The sequence below is a fragment of the Halomarina halobia genome (genome assembly GCF_029338575.1).
Taxonomy (GTDB): domain Archaea; phylum Halobacteriota; class Halobacteria; order Halobacteriales; family Haloarculaceae; genus Halomarina; species Halomarina halobia.
The window spans coordinates 1,689,841-1,706,288 of the sequence record NZ_CP119992.1 but is presented as its reverse complement, the minus strand read 5'-3'; the positions used below and the strand labels follow the sequence as shown (position 1 = coordinate 1,706,288).

The 16,448-nt window shown below is 73.2% G+C and carries 15 protein-coding genes and 1 pseudogene; 14 read left to right on the top strand and 2 right to left on the bottom strand.

The genetic code is table 11. From position 1 onward, the window contains the following. Window positions 1-222: 222 nt before the first annotated feature. Window positions 223-1,179, bottom strand: coding sequence for a transcription initiation factor IIB (locus P1K31_RS08985; protein WP_254543340.1), 957 nt, complete (start codon window positions 1,177-1,179; stop codon window positions 223-225). Window positions 1,180-1,343: 164 nt separating this feature from the next. Between P1K31_RS08985 and rnhA the strand changes: the two genes are divergently transcribed. Then, the gene (rnhA, locus tag P1K31_RS08980) at window positions 1,344-1,943 is read left to right on the top strand and encodes a ribonuclease HI (protein WP_276302994.1); all 600 of its coding nucleotides are present in this window, start codon (window positions 1,344-1,346) and stop codon (window positions 1,941-1,943) included. After that, the gene (locus tag P1K31_RS08975) at window positions 1,927-2,463 is read left to right on the top strand and encodes a DUF7108 family protein (protein WP_276302993.1); all 537 of its coding nucleotides are present in this window, start codon (window positions 1,927-1,929) and stop codon (window positions 2,461-2,463) included. Before rnhA ends, P1K31_RS08975 begins: the two co-directional genes overlap by 17 nt. Before the next feature lie 73 nt (window positions 2,464-2,536). Here P1K31_RS08975 and P1K31_RS08970 read toward each other — a convergent pair whose 3' ends face one another. Further along, window positions 2,537-2,896: a PadR family transcriptional regulator gene (locus P1K31_RS08970; RefSeq protein WP_276302992.1), complete on the bottom strand. Its 360-nt coding sequence runs from the start codon at window positions 2,894-2,896 to the stop codon at window positions 2,537-2,539. 205 nt (window positions 2,897-3,101) lie between these two features. On the opposite strand from P1K31_RS08970, the gene P1K31_RS08965 reads away from it, so the two are divergent. The 12 genes and pseudogenes from P1K31_RS08965 to P1K31_RS08915 all read left to right on the top strand — a co-directional run bounded on the left by P1K31_RS08965 (window position 3,102) and on the right by P1K31_RS08915 (window position 16,353). After that, window positions 3,102-3,635: an inorganic diphosphatase gene (locus tag P1K31_RS08965; protein WP_276302991.1), complete on the top strand. Its 534-nt coding sequence runs from the start codon at window positions 3,102-3,104 to the stop codon at window positions 3,633-3,635. A gap of 390 nt (window positions 3,636-4,025) precedes the next feature. Continuing rightward, on the top strand, window positions 4,026-5,372 hold the full coding sequence (locus P1K31_RS08960; protein WP_276302990.1) for an alkaline phosphatase family protein: 1,347 nt from the start codon (window positions 4,026-4,028) through the stop codon (window positions 5,370-5,372). 94 nt (window positions 5,373-5,466) lie between these two features. Beyond that, a complete protein-coding gene (locus P1K31_RS08955; RefSeq protein ID WP_276302989.1) occupies window positions 5,467-6,246 on the top strand; it encodes a YihY/virulence factor BrkB family protein in 780 nt (259 codons plus the stop codon). 431 nt (window positions 6,247-6,677) lie between these two features. Continuing rightward, on the top strand, window positions 6,678-7,142 hold the full coding sequence (locus P1K31_RS08950) for a DUF7310 family coiled-coil domain-containing protein (protein ID WP_276302988.1): 465 nt from the start codon (window positions 6,678-6,680) through the stop codon (window positions 7,140-7,142). After that, a pseudogene (locus P1K31_RS22050) lies at window positions 7,142-7,495 on the top strand (DUF7311 family protein); the annotation flags it as partial. The gene P1K31_RS08950 and the pseudogene P1K31_RS22050, both read left to right, overlap by 1 nt. A 94-nt stretch (window positions 7,496-7,589) precedes the next feature. Next, window positions 7,590-9,500: an ATPase, T2SS/T4P/T4SS family gene (locus tag P1K31_RS08945; protein ID WP_276302987.1), complete on the top strand. Its 1,911-nt coding sequence runs from the start codon at window positions 7,590-7,592 to the stop codon at window positions 9,498-9,500. Beyond that, window positions 9,497-11,233 (top strand): type II secretion system protein, encoded by a 1,737-nt coding sequence (locus P1K31_RS08940; RefSeq protein ID WP_276302986.1) that lies wholly within the window; start codon window positions 9,497-9,499, stop codon window positions 11,231-11,233. The genes P1K31_RS08945 and P1K31_RS08940 overlap by 4 nt, the downstream gene beginning before the upstream one ends. A 43-nt stretch (window positions 11,234-11,276) precedes the next feature. After that, window positions 11,277-11,747 carry a DUF7283 family protein gene (locus tag P1K31_RS08935; RefSeq protein ID WP_276302985.1) on the top strand — a complete coding sequence of 157 codons (471 nt, stop codon included), beginning with the start codon at window positions 11,277-11,279 and terminating at the stop codon, window positions 11,745-11,747. Beyond that, complete coding sequence (locus P1K31_RS08930; protein ID WP_276302984.1) at window positions 11,725-12,120, top strand: DUF7285 family protein; 396 nt, start codon at window positions 11,725-11,727, stop codon at window positions 12,118-12,120. The genes P1K31_RS08935 and P1K31_RS08930 overlap by 23 nt, the downstream gene beginning before the upstream one ends. Further along, on the top strand, window positions 12,117-12,935 hold the full coding sequence (locus P1K31_RS08925; RefSeq protein ID WP_276302983.1) for a DUF7284 family protein: 819 nt from the start codon (window positions 12,117-12,119) through the stop codon (window positions 12,933-12,935). The genes P1K31_RS08930 and P1K31_RS08925 overlap by 4 nt, the downstream gene beginning before the upstream one ends. Continuing rightward, a complete protein-coding gene (locus tag P1K31_RS08920) occupies window positions 12,932-15,892 on the top strand; it encodes a DUF7286 family protein (protein WP_276302982.1) in 2,961 nt (986 codons plus the stop codon). The genes P1K31_RS08925 and P1K31_RS08920 overlap by 4 nt, the downstream gene beginning before the upstream one ends. 32 nt (window positions 15,893-15,924) lie before the next feature. Continuing rightward, a complete protein-coding gene (locus tag P1K31_RS08915; protein WP_276302981.1) occupies window positions 15,925-16,353 on the top strand; it encodes a DUF5791 family protein in 429 nt (142 codons plus the stop codon). Window positions 16,354-16,448: the final 95 nt, after the last annotated feature.

Genomic DNA, 16,448 nt, shown 5'->3' with positions numbered 1-16,448 from the left:
GGCGCGGCGGAACGGCGGAACGGTGACGCGGCGGCCGCTCGTCGGCTGGCGAACGGGCGACACGGACGGCGTCTGGGGGTCCCGACGGCGGCGTGTCGCGCTCCCGCGGAGCGCCGTCGGGCGAACGTCAGCGCACGGGGTCGCTGGTCCCGGCTTCGTACAAAAACGTTCGCGCCGCTCGGAGGCGTCGCGTCGCGGAGAAGTAGTGGTCGGGAGCGCGAGTTAGCTGTGGATGCCCATCGCTTCGATCTGTTCCTGGTAGCGGTTGCGGATGGTGACCTCCGTCACCTGCGCTACGTCGGCGACCTCGCGCTGGGTCTTCTTCTCGTTGCAGAGGAGCGAGGCGGCGTAGATGGCGGCCGCGGCGTACCCCGTCGGCGACTTCCCCGAGAGCAGGCCCTCCTCCGCCGTCGTGGTGATGATCTCGTTGGCCTTCGACTGCACCTCCTCGGACAGGCCCAGTTCCGAGCAGAACCGCGGGACGTACTTCTTCGGGTCGACGGGCTCCATCTCCAGGGAGAGTTCCTGGGAGATGTAGCGGTAGGTCCGACCGATCTCCTTGCGCTCGACCCGCGACACCTCGGAGATCTCCTCGAGGCTGCGGGGGATGCCCTCCTTGCGGCAGGCGGCGTAGAGCGCGCTGGTGGCGACGCCCTCGATCGACCGCCCGCGAATGAGATCCTCCTTGAGCGCGCGTCGGTAGATGACGCTGGCGACCTCGCGGACCGAGCGGGGGACGCCCAGCGCGGAGGCCATCCGGTCGATCTCGCTCAGCGCGAACTGGAGGTTGCGCTCGCCGGCGTCCTTGGTGCGGATACGCTCCTGCCACTTGCGTAGCCGGTGCATCTGGCTGCGCTTCTTCGAGGAGATCGAGCGGCCGTAGGCGTCCTTGTCCTTCCAGTCGATGGTCGTCGTGAGCCCCTTGTCGTGCATCGTCTGCGTGGTCGGGGCGCCGACGCGCGACTTCTGCTGACGCTCCTGGTGATTGAACGCACGCCACTCCGGACCGGGGTCGATCTTCTCCTCCTCGACGACGAGACCGCAATCGTCACAGACGAGTTCCCCTCGATCCGTACTCTTAACAAGGTGGTCGGACCCGCACTCGGGGCATTCCCTCGTATTTTCCCGTTCTGTGTGATTCTCCTGCTCGCGCTCCCGGGTACGGGTGGACCGTGTCATCGCATTTTTATAGTATTACGGCTCCGCTATTTAAGACTTTGTATGGTGGAAATCGACGCGCCGGGTGGAGAATTCGCCGACGGGAACGCGTCTGACGCCGATTCACCCGCGGTATCCGCGTCGCCGATCGGAACCGACTTGCGACTCCCGCCGGGAGTCGGGGTATGCCGGTCATCGAGTGCGACCCCGACGAGGCGCGCGAGCGCCTGGCGGGGGCGGGCGTCACCGTCGAACCGGGGAACACGGAGCACGAGCGCTGGCGCGCGGAGTACGAGGGAGCGACGGCCGTCGCGTACGACGACAAGGTCGTCGTGCAGGGGGGCGCGCCCGGGCGGCTGGTCGGGCTCCTGCGCGACGGCGGCGGCCGCGCGCACGTCTACTTCGACGGCGCGGCGCGCGGCAACCCCGGTCCGGCGGCGGTCGGGTGGGTCGTCGTCACGGGCGACGGCATCGCCGCCGAGGGCGGCGAGCGCATCGGACGCGCGACCAACAACCAGGCGGAGTACGAGGCGCTCATCCGCGCGCTCGAGGTCGCCGCCGACTTCGGGTTCGACACCGTCGAGATCCGCGGTGACTCGCAGCTCGTGGTCAAGCAGGTGACGGGCGCGTGGAACACGAACGACCCCGAACTGCGCGAGCGGCGCGTCCGCGTCCACGAGCTCCTCCGCGAGTTCGACGACTGGTCGCTCGGACACGTTCCGCGGGAGATAAACGACCGCGCCGACGACCTGGCGAACGAGGCACTCGATGACGGGGGTTCCTGACGACGCCGTAGAGGAGGCAACGCGACTGACCCGACTTGCGCGCGACGCCGTCGACGAGCGGGAGGCCGAGGCCGCGCGCGCGAGGCGCGACGACCTGCTCGCCGAGCACGGGTTCACGGCTCGAGTGAGAGAGGAGGACGCGACGCTCGTGCTCTACCCCGCCGAGTGGGTCGAGGACGGGACCGTCCGGTTCGACCGTATCGACGACACCGATCGCGCGATAGAGCGACCGCTCGAGGGTCCGGGCGACGGGACCGACTGGGAGGCCGTCGAGGCGCACAACCGCGCGGTCGTCGCGCGGGTCGCGGCGGAGCACGGGGAGGTCCACGGGAAGAACGCGGCGGCGTTCGCGGACTTCATGGGTAACCACTACGCGAAACCCATCGAGGCGGCCACCGCGCGGACGCGGACGGAGTTCCTCGCCGAGTACTTCCCGCGCAACGCGTGGCCCGACGAGAGACAGCGCGAGGTAGTCGAGGAGTCGGTCGACCTGACGATAAAAACGGCGCGCGAGTTCTGACGGCGTCGGCCGCACCCGTCGAGCGTTCGTCGGTCGACGAACGCTGCCCGCGACGGACGGCCGGCAGTACGACTTACTCCGCGGCGTCGACCAGCGCGCGGAGCTCGTCGGCGCGCTCCGCGTCGGTCACGAACCGCGAGAAGATCCAGCCCAGCTGGCCGAGGACGGCCTGCTTTCCCTTCTCGGTCAGCGCGTACTGGTTCGTGCGTTTGTCGAGTTCGCTCTTCTCGACGAGCTCCATCTCGACGAGGTCGTCGAGGTTCGGGTAGAGCCGTCCGTGGTTGACCTCCGATCCGTAGTAGTCCTCCAGCTCGCGCTTGATCGCGAGCCCGTAACGCGGTTCCTCGGAGAGGATGACGAGGATGTTCTGCTGGAATGCGGTGAGTTCCCGCCCGATGCCCGGTTCGCCGGAGACTGACTGTGCCTCTGACATAAGTGGATAAATGTCATGGCGGTATATAAAACTTCTCAACTATCCATGGATTTGTAATCGTTTTCGCGTTACTGCGGACGTATCTATACGTATTAACAGTTTCACATCCTCTGCCTTTATATAGGCCTTTCGAAAGTGAATGTCCCTGTCGTTGATGGAACGGGAGGCCGAAAGTACTTTTTGGCCATCTGTCTCACGTTCGGTGATGGCTAATCTCTGGGAAGACCTCGAGACCGGTCCGAACGCACCCGAGACCGTCTACGCGGTGATCGAGTGCCTGAAGGGCGAGCGGAACAAGTACGAGTACGATAAGGACGTCCCCGGCGTCGTGCTCGACCGCGTCCTCCACTCGAACGTCCACTACCCCTCCGACTACGGGTTCATGCCCCGCACCTACTACGACGACGAGGACCCGTTCGACGTGCTCGTGCTCGTCGAGGACGCGACGTTCCCCGGGTGCATCATCGAGGCGCGTCCCGTCGCCCTCATGAAGATGGACGACGACGGCGAACAGGACGACAAGGTCATCGCCGTGCCGACGGAGGATCCGCGCTTCGACCACGTTCGGGACCTCGACGACATCACGCAGCAACAGCGCGACGAGATCGACGAGTTCTTCGCGACCTACAAGAACCTCGAGGCCGGCAAGGAGGTCGAGACGCTGGGCTGGGAGGGCAGGCAGGCCGCGCTCGACGCCATCGAGCACGCACAGGACCTCTACGAGCGGAACTTCGCCTGACCGCGTCCCTCGCGATACCCCGCGGTAATCGCGGCGTCGTCCGGAATGTGTTATAATTATGGGTAATTACTTGTGTTCGAGCCGGCTAGAACCGCTCGTGATGTCCACCACCGAGCCGTTCGGCTGCCACCACCTGACGGTCGTCCCCGAGAACTTCGATCCGCGCGTCGACCGCACTCGACGCGACTCCCCGCGCAGTCGCTGACCCGGCCAATCCGAAGCGGTTCGATGCAGTGCGGCTCGATCGATTCGGTCCGATCCGGCCCGATCCGGCACGGTCGCATTCAGTGTGCTTCCGATTTACCACAGGCGGCGAGACGCGGGCAGAAAGCCCCGCAACCCCTGACGGCGAAAAGAACCTTCTTGTGGGAGTGCGACGGTAGCGATACCATGGGACTGTTCGACCGCCTTCGCGGCGATGATGGGCCACAAGTCGCCTTCTTCGGGATCGACGGCGTCCCCTATAGCCTGCTCAGAGACCACACCGACGAGTTTCCGAACCTCGCGGCCGTCGCGTCCGAGGGGACCGCGGGGGCGATCGACAGCATCGTCCCGCCCGAGTCCAGCGCCTGCTGGCCCGCGCTCACGACTGGGGTCAACCCCGGCGAGACCGGCGTCTACGGCTTTCAGGACCGGGAAAACGGCTCGTACGACACGTACGTTCCAATGGGTCGGGACGTGCAGGCGACGCGCCTCTGGGACCGCGTTCAAGCCGCGGACCGGGACGCGACGGTGATGAACGTCCCCGTCACGTTCCCGCCCCAGCGTAACGTCCAGCGGATGGTGAGCGGCTTCCTCTCGCCGAGCGTCGACAAGGCCGCCTACCCCGACGAACTGCGCGAGACGCTTCAGGAACTCGGCTACCGAATCGACGTGAACGCGAAACTCGGCCACCAGGAGGACAAGTCCGAGTTCATGGAGGACGCCCACGCGACGATCGACGCGCGCTTCGAGGCGTTCAAGCACTACATCCGGCAGGACGACTGGGACCTCTTCTTCGGCGTCTTCATGACGACCGATCGGGTCAACCACTTCCTGTTCAAGGACTACGAGCGCGACGGCGAGAACAAGGAGCTGTTCATGGACTTCTACCGCAAGGTGGACGACTACCTCGGCCAGCTCCGCGAAATGCTCGACGACGACACCACGATGGTCGTCGCCTCGGACCACGGGTTCACCAGCCTCGACTACGAGGTCCACTTCAACCAGTGGCTGGTGGAGGAGGGCTGGCTCGACTTCCAGGGCGACGAGCCGAGCGAACTCGGCGACATCACCGACGACACGCGCGCCTACTCGCTCATCCCCGGCCGGTTCTACGTCAACCTGGAGGGTCGCGAGCCGCGCGGGAGCGTGAGCGAGGAGGACTACGAGTCTGTCCGCGACGAACTCAAGGAGCAACTCGAGGCGCTCGAGGGCCCCAACGGGACGGCAGTCGCGGAGCGCGTCGTCACCAAGGAGGAGGCGTTCCGCGGCGCGCACGACGACATCGCGCCCGACCTCGTCGTGATCCCGAACCACGGCTTCGACCTCAAGGCCGGGTTCAAGGGGACGGGCGACGTGTTCGGCGTCGGCCCGCGAAACGGCATGCACAGTTTCAGCAACGCCTGCCTGTTCATCGACGACGCCGACGCGCGCGTCGGCGACGCTGACCTGCTCGACATCGCGCCGACGATCCTCGACCTGATGGACGTCGAGTACGACCGCACGTCGTTCGACGGCTCCAGCCTCGCGCGCTGATCGGAGTCGAGCGTTCGTCCGACGACCGAGAACTCACGATTCGTCAGTCGGGACGTTCGCGTACAGTTACCCGTCTGGGCCCCCATCGGTGAGCATGAACCGGCCGCCGCGGACGACGCGCGAGGCGCTCGAACGCATCGCTGCGGTCGCGCGCACCCGCGAACTCTCCCTCGCGGCCGCCGGCATCGCCTACTACGCGCTCGTCTCGCTCGTGCCGCTCCTGGTGCTCACCGTGGTCGTCCTCACCGCGGTCGTGGGCGAGCAACTGGCCGAGTTCGTCCTCCGGCAGGCGGGGGCGATGCTCTCGCCCAGCGGTCGCAGCGCCATCCGCGAGACGGTCAGCGACGCGAGCGGTCGCGAAGGGGCGTTCGCGCTCGGCTCGCTGGTCCTTCTCTGGGCCGCGATCCGGCTCTTTCGCGGCATCGACGCCGCCTTCGCAATCGTCTACGGCACGTCCGACGACAACGACGTCCTCCGACAGTTCCGCGACGCCGCCGTCGTCCTCGTGACCGTCGTCGCGATCGCGGCCATCCTCGCCGGGATCGACATCGTGGTCGGCGTCAGATCCCCCCTCGGGCTCGGCGTCGTGAACCTGATCGCCCAGTTCCTGGCGCTCGCGTTCGTGCTCGTCCCGCTCTACTACTTTCTCCCCGACGCCCCGGTGTCGCTCCCGGAGATCGTCCCCGGCGCGGTGGTCAGCGCCGGCGGCTGGACCCTCCTGGGGGTCGTCTTCGAGGTCTACGCGGCCACCGTCGGGACCTCCCTGTACGGCGCGCTCACCGGGATCGTCCTGTTCGTCACGTGGCTGTACGTCTCCGCGCTCGTCCTGCTGCTCGGCGCGATCGTCAACGTCGTCCTCGCGGGTCGCGACTGAGGTAGTGTTCGGATATGCCTGTGAGCTCTGCCGTCGTCTGTTATGAGACCTCTCGAAAGCCCACCCGCGGCGGCTGGCCGATCCACCGCCGCGGATCCACCGCCGCGGGTTGAACGTTCGAGGTGTCCTCAGTCACGCCCTCACCGTGACTGAGGGTAGTGGTTAGATAGGTGGGGAAACTGGAAGCGGCGACGTTCCCGCCTGTAAACCCTCGGTACGCTCGACTCCCGCGGCTCGTCGCGCGCGTTCGCTCGCGCTGTTCGCTCACGTGCTTACGTCGCCGGGGTTCGTCGAGCGTACCTTGCCCTTTCGATCCGCCAGGGTGGCGGTCGATCCGCCAGCGGAACCGGTGGTGGTCGGCTCCTCATCCGAACACTGTCGCGACTCGGGGGCCGAAGGTTCAAGTACCGGAACGGGGCCACTCCGACCCGATGACGGACGACACGCTCTCGGCTCGCGTCGACGCGCTCGAACGTGCGCTCACCGACGGCCGCGACCTCCCCGATCTGAGCGAGACATCGCGCGTCGCGGCCAGGCTGACCGAGGTCGAGGACCGCGTCGACGAACTCGACGACCGCGTCGACGAACTGGACGCCGCGGTGCAGGCGCTCCGCGGTTACGTCGGCGAGGTGAGACACGTCAACCGGGCGGTCGAGCGGCGCGCGGACGCCGCCCTCGCCGCCGTCGAATCGCTCGACGACGCGGATCGGTCGCCCGACCTCGCCTCCGACGGCGGTGCCGCGTCCGCCGCTCCGCCGTCCGCCGTCTCGCCCGCCGTCGCCTCGCCGTCCGCCGAGTCGACGACCGAGCCGAACGCCGCGGGCAGTTCGGCGGAGGACGCCACCGACGGCGACGAGGTCGACGGGGCGCTCGCCCGCCTCCGGAACGCCCTGTAGTGTTCCGCGTCGTCCTCGCGGTCCTGCTCGCCCTCGCGCTCGTGGGCGCGTCCCTCCCGGCCGTCGAGCGGGCGCGGGTCGCGGCGAGCGACGCGGCCGTCGAACGGCAGGCGCTCGCGCTCGCGGCCGCGACCGAGCGCGTCTGCGCGGACAGCGACCCCGTCGCCCCCGGCGCGCGTCGCGTCGTTACCCTCGCGCTCCCCGACCGCTCGTTGGGCCGCGCCGGCGTCGCGCGGGTTCGCGTCACCGCGCGCGGCGTCCGCTGGCGGGTTCGCGGCGGCGCGGGACGTCGCCTGCCGTTCGACGGACCGGTCGCGCTCGACCGCCCGATAGAACGGCGCGGACCGGGTCGCCACCGCCTCCGCGTCGCCTGCGAGCGCCGCGGCGGTCGCGCGGTCGCCGTCGTCCGGACACAGATTTATAACCGAAACCGGGACCAGCCCACCCATGTCCTGGTTCCGGTTCGGCTCCCTCGGTCGCGGGTCGCCGCCCGCCTGCGCCTGCCGCCCCCGCGCGGACGGCGACCGTCTCGTCGTGGACGCGAGCGACTGCGACGGCGGCGGCGTCGTAGAGCGCAGCCCCGACTGCCGCGAGACGGTCGTCGACGCGCTCGCCCGTCGCGACGCCGAGGCCGTGCTCGTCCGCGCGGCGGGCGTCGAGCGGTCCTACGAGGAGGACGCGGCGGCCCTCCTCCTCGCCGCCGGTCGGTTCGTCGAGGCGGTCGCCCACCGCGACGAGGCGCTCGCGGAGCGCGCCCGCCGCGATCCACTCCTCGCCGCCCGCCAGGCGACCGGCCGCGCGGGGGCGCTCGCCCGCATCGCCGCCGAGACGGGGCTCGCGGAGGGCGCGGCCCGCGCCGAGGGGTACGAGGACGCCCTTCGCCCGCGCGTCGGGCCGACCGTCGCCCGTGCCCGGGTCGCCGTCCGCCCGCCGTCCGACGCGCGCCTCGTCGAGCGGCGCGACCTCGACACGGGTGCGGTCGCCCGGATCTACGAGCGGCCGGGGGACGAACTCCGACTCTACCACCTCGTCCCTCCCGAGCACGCGTTCGCCGACGACGCCCTCGCCGCGCTCGCCGCCGCATACGAGCGGCTGGCCGCGGGGGACGCGCCCGGCGACCGCACCGCCGGGCGCGCCGTCCGGGCGGTCGCGGACGCGAGCGAGGACGCGAACGTGCCCGTCGAACGTCTCGCCGCAGTGCTCGAGAAGCACACCGCCGGCGCGGGCGTCCTCGACGACTTCTTCGCCGACCCCGACTGCTCCGACGTGTTCGTGACCGCCCCCGCAGACGCCGCGCCCCTCCGCGTTCGCCGGGGCGACGAGACCCTCCGGACGAACGTCGGGCTGACCGAGCGCGGCGTCGAGACGCTCGCCTCGCGCTTCCGGCGGACGAGCGGTCGGGCGTTCTCGCGGGCGAGTCCGACGCTGGACGCGGTGACGACGGCGGGCGGTCGCCGCGTCCGCGTCGCCGGCGTCACCGACCCCGCGAGCGACGGCGTCGGGTTCGCCTTCCGCGCCCACGACGTCGAGGCGTGGACGATCGCGGCGCTCGTGGCCAACGGTACGCTCCCCGCGGGCGCGGCGGCGGTCTGCTCGCTCGCCGTCGAGCGCGACGCCGCCTGCCTCGTCACCGGCGGTCGCGCGTCGGGGAAGACGACCCTCCTCTCCGCGCTCTGCTGGGAACTCCCGGCGGCCGTCCGGGTCGTCGCGATCGAGGACACGCCCGAGCTCCCCGTCGCCGCTCTGCGCGATCGCGGACGGGACGTTCAGCGCCTCCGCGCCGACGCGGACGCGGACGCGGACGGATTCTCCCCCGAGGAGGCGGTCAGAACCGCGCTCCGGCTGGGCGACGGCGCGCTCGTCGTCGGCGAGGTGCGCGGCGCGGAGGCGGGCGCGCTGTTCGAGGCGATGCGCGTCGGCGCGAACGACAGCGCCGTCCTCGGCACGATCCACGGCGACGGCGGGGAGAGCGTCCGTGAGCGCCTCGTCTCCGACCTCGGCGTCCCCGAGCGCGCGCTGGGGACGACCGACCTCCTCGTCACCTGCGCGCTGACGCCCGAGGGTCGCCGCGTCGCGGCGATCGAGGAGGTCTGCGCCGTCGAGTCGGGCGTCGCGTTCGCGCCGCTGTTCGAGCGAAGCGACGGCGGCCTGGCCTCGACGGGCCGCGTCGAGCGCGGCGAGAGTCAGCTCCTCGACTGCCTCGCCCGCCCCGGCGAGTCGTACGCCGACCTGCGGGAGGCGCTCGACGCCCGCCGGTCGTGGCTCGACGAACTGGCCGCCGCCGACCTGACCGACGCCGCGACCGTCGTGAGCGAGCACGCCCGCCGCCGCGGGCGTGACCGACGGCGTGGCCGATGACGCCGCGCCGAACGCGTCCCCGTGACGGTGACGGCGGGGATCTGCCGACGATCCGCCGCCTCGCTCGCCGCGCGCCGCCGTACCTCGCCGGCGTCCCGCGGGATCGCTACCGGCGCGCGCTGCGGTTCCTCTCGCCGACCCTCGCCGCGGAAACCGTCGGCGCGGCGCTCGCGCTCGCCGTCCTCGCCGGGGGACCCGCCGCCGCCGGACTCGGCGCGCACCACCTCGTCCCGACGGCGCTCGCGGCGGGGTTCCTCGGGACGGTCGCCGGGTGTCGGCTGCCGCTCCGGGCCGCCCGCGCCCGTCGGACGGCGGCGCTCGGTGCCGCGCCCGACCTCGTCAGCCGGGCCGTGCTCAGGATGCGGCTGACGCCGACGCCGGAGACGGCCGCGGCGTTCGCCGCCCGGACCGGGCGGGGCCCGCTCGCCGACAGCCTCCACCGCCACGTCGAGCGGGCCGTCGGGACGCCCGCGTCGGGCCTCGGAGCGTTCGGGGAGCGGTGGCGGGAGGCGTACCCGGCGCTGCGTCGCGCCGCGCACCTCGTCGAGGCGGCGGGGGCAGCGCCCGCCGGTGAGCGCGAGCGGACGCTCGACCGGGCCGCCAGCGCCGTCCTCGACGGAACGCGCGAGCGGATGACCGAGGCGACCGCGAACCTCTCGGGGCCCGTCTCCGCCATCTACGCGTTCGGGGTCTTCCTCCCGCTCGCGCTGGTCGCCGTCCTCCCGGCCGGGCGCGCCGCGGGCGTCCGGGTGACGCTCCCGCTGGTCGTCGCCCTGTACGACGCGCTCCTCCCCGCGCTGTTGTTCGCCGCCGCCGTCGCCGTGCTCGCGCACCGCCCCGTCACGTTCCCCGCGCCCGCCGTCTCGCGGGCGCACCCCGACGTCCCCGACCGACGGCGCGGCGCGGCGGTCGCGTTCGGGGCCGGCATCGCGTCTGGCGGCGCGGCCGGCGCGCTCGCCGCCCTCGCGCTCCCCCGCTGGACGCTCCCGCTCGCCGTCGCCGGGATCGGCGTCGGCGCGGCCCTCCTCGCGTGGTACCGACCGGTGGTCGCCGTCCGTCGGCGGGTCCGTGCCGTCGAGGACGGCCTGGCGGACGCGCTCTACCTCGTCGGCCGACGCGTCGAGGAGGGGCGATCCGTCGAACGGAGCGTCGAACTCGCGGCCGACGAGGTGACGGGCGAGATGGGTGCGGTCCTGGAGGCGGCCGCCGCGCGACAGCGACGACTCCGCGTCGGCGTCGGCGATGCGTTCCTCGGCGAGCACGGCGCGCTCGCGGCCGTCCCCAGCCCGCGCGTGCGGAGCACCGCCGACCTGCTCGCGATCGCCGCGCGCGAGGGTCGCCCGGCGGGGGCGGCCGTCGTCGCCATGGCCGACCACGTCGAGGAACTCCGGTCGGTCGAACGGCGCTCGCGGCGCGACCTCAAGCGGGTGACGGCGACCCTCTCGAACACCGCCGCGGCGTTCGGGCCGCTGGTCGCGGGGGTCACGGTCGCCCTCGCCGACGCGCTCGGCGGTCGCTCGCTCGCGGGCGCCCCCGTAGCCCTCCCGACGGGCGGCCTCGGCCTCGCCGTCGGGGCGTACGTCCTCCTGCTCGCCGCGCTCCTGACCGCCCTCGTCGCGGGTCTCGATCGCGGGTTCGACCGCGCCGTCGTCGGCTACCGCGTCGGCGGGGCGCTCTGCTCGGCCACGACGGTCTACCTCGTCGCGTTCGCGGGGGCGCGACTGCTGACCTAGCTGGGGGCGTAGATTCATATACCGGAGGGGGACCAGCGTCCCCATGTTCGACGTTCCGATCGACTCGATCGCCGCGTGGGTCGGCCTCGCGCTCGCCGGCGTCGTCCTCGTCGGCGTGGCGCTCGCGCTCCCGACCGCGACCCCGCCGGACGCGGCGGCGGCCGCCGACACGGTCGACGCGGTCGCCGCGAGCCCGCACGCGGCGACCGCCGATCACCCCCTCCACGGGGCGACGGTTCGACTCGACTCGCGCCGCCTCACGCTCGTCCGGAGCGGGGCGCGCGCGCACGCGACGTTCGCCTACGGCCCCGTCACGCCGGTCACGCCCGGCACTCGGCTCGCCCGGGTTCTCGCCGGCCGGCCGGCGGAGGCCGTCTTCGAGTCCGCCCGTTCGCTGGCCCGGGCGACGGCCGCGGCCCGCGAGCGCGCGCCGGTCGTCAGCACTGCCGCCGACCGACTGCTCGTCAGACACGTCCGCTGGAGGGGCGTCGATGTCACGCTCGTCGGGGCGTAGGGCGCAGGTCGAGCCGGTGGCGGCGCTGGTGGCGCTCGTCGCCCTCTCACTCGCCGTGAGCCTCTACGCGGGCGTCGCCGTCGAATCAGTCGCCCCCGACGCGGACGACGGTGGGACGGCGGCGACCGCAGCCGACCGGGCGGTCGCGCTCGTCGCGCCCGCCGGCGTCGCGACGCCCGCCGACCTCCCGGCCGTGACCGACGCCGCGCCGGCGGGCTACCGGCTCAACGCCACGCTCTCCGCCGGCGGCGAGCGCTGGCACCTCGGCCCGGCCGCCCCGTCGACGGCTCCCCATGCGACCCGTCCGGTGAGCGTTCGCCTGTCCCCCGGGCGGGTCGTCCCCGGGACGCTCTCGGTGGTGGTGTGGCCGTGAGCGCGCGAGGCCAGAGCACGGTCGTGGACGTCGCGCTCGCGCTCGTCCTCGTCTCGGCCGCCGTCGGCCTCCTCACGGCTCCGTCACCCGCCACGACCGACGACGCTGCCGACGAGGTCGCCGCGGCGCTCCAGACGAGCACGGTCACCGTCTCCGCCGACGGCGGGAACCGGACGCTCCACGGGACGCCCGCGCAGTTGCTCGCGCGCGCGACGGTCGATCGCGCTCGATTCGAGGGGACCGCGCTCCGCCGACCCGACCCCGCCACTCGTCGCGCCGTCGAGCGGGCCGTCGCCCGCGTCGCCCGCCATCGCGCGGCGCGCGCGCAGGTGATCGCCCGCTGGCAACCGTACTCCGGAGCGCCCGCCGCCGGACGGGTCGTCGTCGGGGGGACGCCCCCCGCGTCCGCGACCGTCGACGCCGCCGCGACGACGATCCCGGCACCTCTCCCCTCCGGTGCGGTCCCCCCGACGCGAGCGGCACCCGGGTACGACGCTCTCGGGAGCGCGGCGGCCGAGTCGGTCGTCGCCGTCGTCGCGCCGCAGTCCCTGCTCCGACGCGCCCGCTACGACGAGCGCGCCAGAACCCGGCTCGTCGAGCGGCTTCGCCGCCTCGATCGGGCGCTCGGCGGACGGACCGTCGCTCCCGATCGTCCGGCGTCGGCGAACCTGACCGCGACTCGCGAGCGGCTCCGGGGGGCGCTCGCGGCTCGGTTCGCCGCTGACCTCCGGGAGCGGTTCGCGTCGCCCGACCGCGCGGCGCGAGCGGTGACCGTCGGGGAGATACGGATCGTGATCCGGACGTGGTCGCCGTGAGGCTGGCCGACGATCGGCGCGGCCGCGTCCCGTTCGCGCTCGTCGCCGTCCTCCTGCTCGTCGGGAGCGCGGCCATCGTCGCCACCGACCGACCGAGCCGGCGCGAGACGCCGGCAGTGGACCGGGTCGTGGAGGCGACGACCGCCGCCGCGCAGACGGCGCTCAGACAGGCCGCCGTCGTCGCCGCGCGCGAGGCGGCGGCGGATCCGGTGACCGAGCCGGTCGACACGCCCTACGGGCGCGTCGTGAACGACTCGTCGCCGTTTCGCGACGCCCTCCGGATCCGCGCGTACCTCGCAGCGCGCTCGTACCTCTCTCGCGTCGGGGAGCGCCGCGACGGCGTGAGCGCGTCCGTCTCCCTCCCGGCCGTCCGGTCGCCGGCCGATCTGCGCGCGGCGAAGCGCCGCGTCGACGTCGAGCGGACCGGGCCGAACGGGACGGCCCTCCGCGTCCGGTTTCGGGGCGTGACGGTGCGGGCGGAGCGCGGCGGTCGTGTGGTCGCGGAGCGGCGCGTCTCGCCCGCCGTCACCGTCGCCTCGCCCGCGCTCGCGCTCCACGACCGGGTGACGGCGTTCGAGCGAGCGCTGAACGCCGGACCGCTCGAAGACGGCCTCGGGCGGCGGCTCGCGGTTCAACTGTACGCGCTGGCCTGGACGCGCGGCTACGCCCAGTACGCCGGCGCACCCGTCGCGAACGCCGTCGCCAACCGCCACGTCGAGGTCGCGACGAACGCCGGCGCGCTCGCCGTCCAGCGGACGACGCTCGGCGCGACCGCGAACGGCGGCGAACGGGCGGTCGCCCGCAGTGCCGCGCGGGTCGCGGCGACCGACCTCCTCAGGGCGGGCGGGATCGACGCGGGCTGGACCGACGCGGCCGTCGGCGTCGTCGAGGAGGCGACGCGGGCCGACGGCGTCGCCCTCGCCTCCGAGCGCCTCGTCGGCGACGGGACGGTGACCGTTCGGGCGAACCACAGCGCAGACCGGGCGCTGATCGACGTGCTCGGAGGGAGCGACGCGTCGTCCCTCGCGAGCGTCGTCGGTCGCGGCTACGCGGCCGACGCGCGCCTGTTCGTCCGCGCGACGCGGATCGACGTATCCGACGCGGGAACGACCGTCCCCGGCGGCAACTGGACGCTCGTCGACCGCCGGCGGACGACCGACCGCCGCGTCCTCGACGGCGACGGCGCGGTCTCGGCTCGCGTCCCGTCCGGGTGGCGGACGTTCGAGCGGTACGAGCGGCGGGTGGTCGTGACGCGCACGACCGTCTCCCGCTGGCGGCGCGGGTCGGAACGGCGAACCACGCGCCGCGTTCGGACCGAGCGCCACGCCGTCTCGATCGCGCTGGCCGGACGACACTCCCCCGACTCCCGAGTGCCCCGGCTCGGCGTCGAGCGCGTCTACGAGCGCGGCGGACCGCTCGCCGGGCCGAACCTCGCCGGCGTTCCGGAGGCGGCGACGGGCCGCCTCGTCGCGTCGCGGGGCGGGCCCGACGCGCTCGCGCGCCGAGCCGTGACCGGAACGTTCGACCGGCGGCCGGTCCGCCTCGCGGGGGCGCGCCCCGACGGCCTCCGGCCGTGGCTCCGGCGCGACCTGGCGGCGCTCCACGAGCGCGTCCGGTCCGAGTCCGTCACGCTCCCGCGCGCGGCCGTCGCGACGTACGACGCCAACCCCTCGGCGCGGCTGGCGGACCGCCTCCGCGCGCGGCGGGCCGAACTGCTCGGCGCGCCGCCCCGGTACGCGGGCGTCGCCGACAAGGTGCGCGTCGCCGTCCGTCGGGCGTACCTGGATCGCGTCCTCGCGCGCCTCGACGAGCGCGCGGCGGCCCGGGACCGGACGCGGCGTAACCTGAACGGGGCGCTCGCGGAGGCCGACTTCGGATCGCTCGACCGGCTCCGCGGCGTGCTGGCCGTCAGCGACGACCCGCCGTCGTCTCGACCGCCGACGGATCGCGGACTCGGCGGTCCGCTCTCGCTCTCGGTCGAGACCGCGCCGACGTACCTGTCCCTCGATCCGGTGTCCCGCGAGCGTCTCGGCGTCGCCGGACGGGGTCGGGTGACGCCGCTCGATGCGCGCAACACCAACCTGTTCACCGTCCCGTACGGCGACGTGGCCGACGCCGTCACGCGCGGCCTCCTCGGTCCGGAGCGCGTCTCGCTGCGCACCGCCGCGACGACGCTCCGCGCGGAGCGCCGGGCGACGGCCGGCCGGGGCGATCCGGCCCTCCGCCGCGAGGTGGCGGCGGCGACTGATCACGTCCGCGGTCGGATGGCGACCGCCCTCGCGGCCGAGGGGATCGGACTGACCGACGAGTCGCCTGAGGCGGTCGTCGACCGCGGGCTGTCGCGCTGGCGGACGCCCGCCGCGCGCGCGCTGGCGCTGACGAACGGATCGGCCGTCGGGGCGGTCGTCGCCGAGACGCCGGGGGCGACCGCCGGCGAGCGCGAGCGGCTCGCGGCGCGACTCCGGGTCGCCGTCGACGACGCGCTCGCGTCCGACGCCGCCCGGCCGCCGGAGTCGACCGTGAGCGAGTCGGCGGGCGTCGTCCGATCGGCGGTCCGCGAGGGCGCGAAACGGGCGACGGAGTACGGCGTCAACCGGACGCTCGCCCGGTTCAATCGCACGCTCGCGTCGATCCCGACGGGGCTCCCGGTCGCGCCCGTCCCCGGCTACTGGTACGCCACGGTCAACGTCTGGGACGTGGACGTTCGCGGCGCGTACGAGCGGCTGGCGGTGCGCTCTCGTCGCGGCGCGAGGGAAACCGCGTACGTCCGCGAGCAGCGCCTCGTCCGTCTCGACGTGGACGGCGACGGCGCGAAGGAGCGCCTCGGGCGGACCGAACGGGTGGCCTTCGAGACGCGGGTTCCCGTCGTAGTCGTCGTCCCACCCGGCCGGCGCGGCGTCGGCGACCTGGACGGCGACGCGGACGAGCGCTCGCCGGGCTACGGGGAGCGGACGTGAACGCACTTATGCCGCGCCGGCGAAGGGGGACCATGCTCCAGAACGTCGCTGACGACCCCGGCGCGCTCACGCCGGAGGAGTTGCGCGCCCGCTACGACGACCGCCTGCGCGAGACTGTCGAGACGGTCGGCGCGGCCGAGGCCGCGCGGGAGGCGGGCGTCCCCCGCGAGGCGGTCGACGCGCTCGCCGCGGGCGGTTCGCCCGACCTCACGCTGGAAGAGGCGGCGGCCATCCTCGCCCTCCCGGCGGACGCGCCCGACGCGTCCGCCATCCGCATGGAGGTGCTCGACGACCTCATGATGGGGATGTCGATCGCCGTCCTCGACGTCGAGACGCTGGAGAGCGAACTCGACGGCGAGCTGGAGGCCAAGGAGATCCAGCAGAAGATCGAGGGCCGCTTCCCGATGACGCTCTCGGAACTCGCCCTCGTCCAGCAGGCCATCGAGAGGCGCAAGCCGTGAGTCCCCGTATACCCCCTCGACTCCGGTGTACGGCCGCGCCGAGACGCGGCCGGGGGTCGTCGGTGAGAACTGTCGTCCGCCCCGGCTCCGGTGAT

Coding starts and splice junctions, on each gene's coding strand:
- P1K31_RS08985 (WP_254543340.1), bottom strand. CDS start 1,179: ATGACACGGTCCACCCGTACCCGGGAGCGCGAGCAGGAGAATCACACA.
- rnhA (WP_276302994.1), top strand. CDS start 1,344: ATGCCGGTCATCGAGTGCGACCCCGACGAGGCGCGCGAGCGCCTGGCG.
- P1K31_RS08975 (WP_276302993.1), top strand. CDS start 1,927: ATGACGGGGGTTCCTGACGACGCCGTAGAGGAGGCAACGCGACTGACC.
- P1K31_RS08970 (WP_276302992.1), bottom strand. CDS start 2,896: ATGTCAGAGGCACAGTCAGTCTCCGGCGAACCGGGCATCGGGCGGGAA.
- P1K31_RS08965 (WP_276302991.1), top strand. CDS start 3,102: ATGGCTAATCTCTGGGAAGACCTCGAGACCGGTCCGAACGCACCCGAG.
- P1K31_RS08960 (WP_276302990.1), top strand. CDS start 4,026: ATGGGACTGTTCGACCGCCTTCGCGGCGATGATGGGCCACAAGTCGCC.
- P1K31_RS08955 (WP_276302989.1), top strand. CDS start 5,467: ATGAACCGGCCGCCGCGGACGACGCGCGAGGCGCTCGAACGCATCGCT.
- P1K31_RS08950 (WP_276302988.1), top strand. CDS start 6,678: ATGACGGACGACACGCTCTCGGCTCGCGTCGACGCGCTCGAACGTGCG.
- P1K31_RS08945 (WP_276302987.1), top strand. CDS start 7,590: ATGTCCTGGTTCCGGTTCGGCTCCCTCGGTCGCGGGTCGCCGCCCGCC.
- P1K31_RS08940 (WP_276302986.1), top strand. CDS start 9,497: ATGACGCCGCGCCGAACGCGTCCCCGTGACGGTGACGGCGGGGATCTG.
- P1K31_RS08935 (WP_276302985.1), top strand. CDS start 11,277: ATGTTCGACGTTCCGATCGACTCGATCGCCGCGTGGGTCGGCCTCGCG.
- P1K31_RS08930 (WP_276302984.1), top strand. CDS start 11,725: ATGTCACGCTCGTCGGGGCGTAGGGCGCAGGTCGAGCCGGTGGCGGCG.
- P1K31_RS08915 (WP_276302981.1), top strand. CDS start 15,925: ATGCTCCAGAACGTCGCTGACGACCCCGGCGCGCTCACGCCGGAGGAG.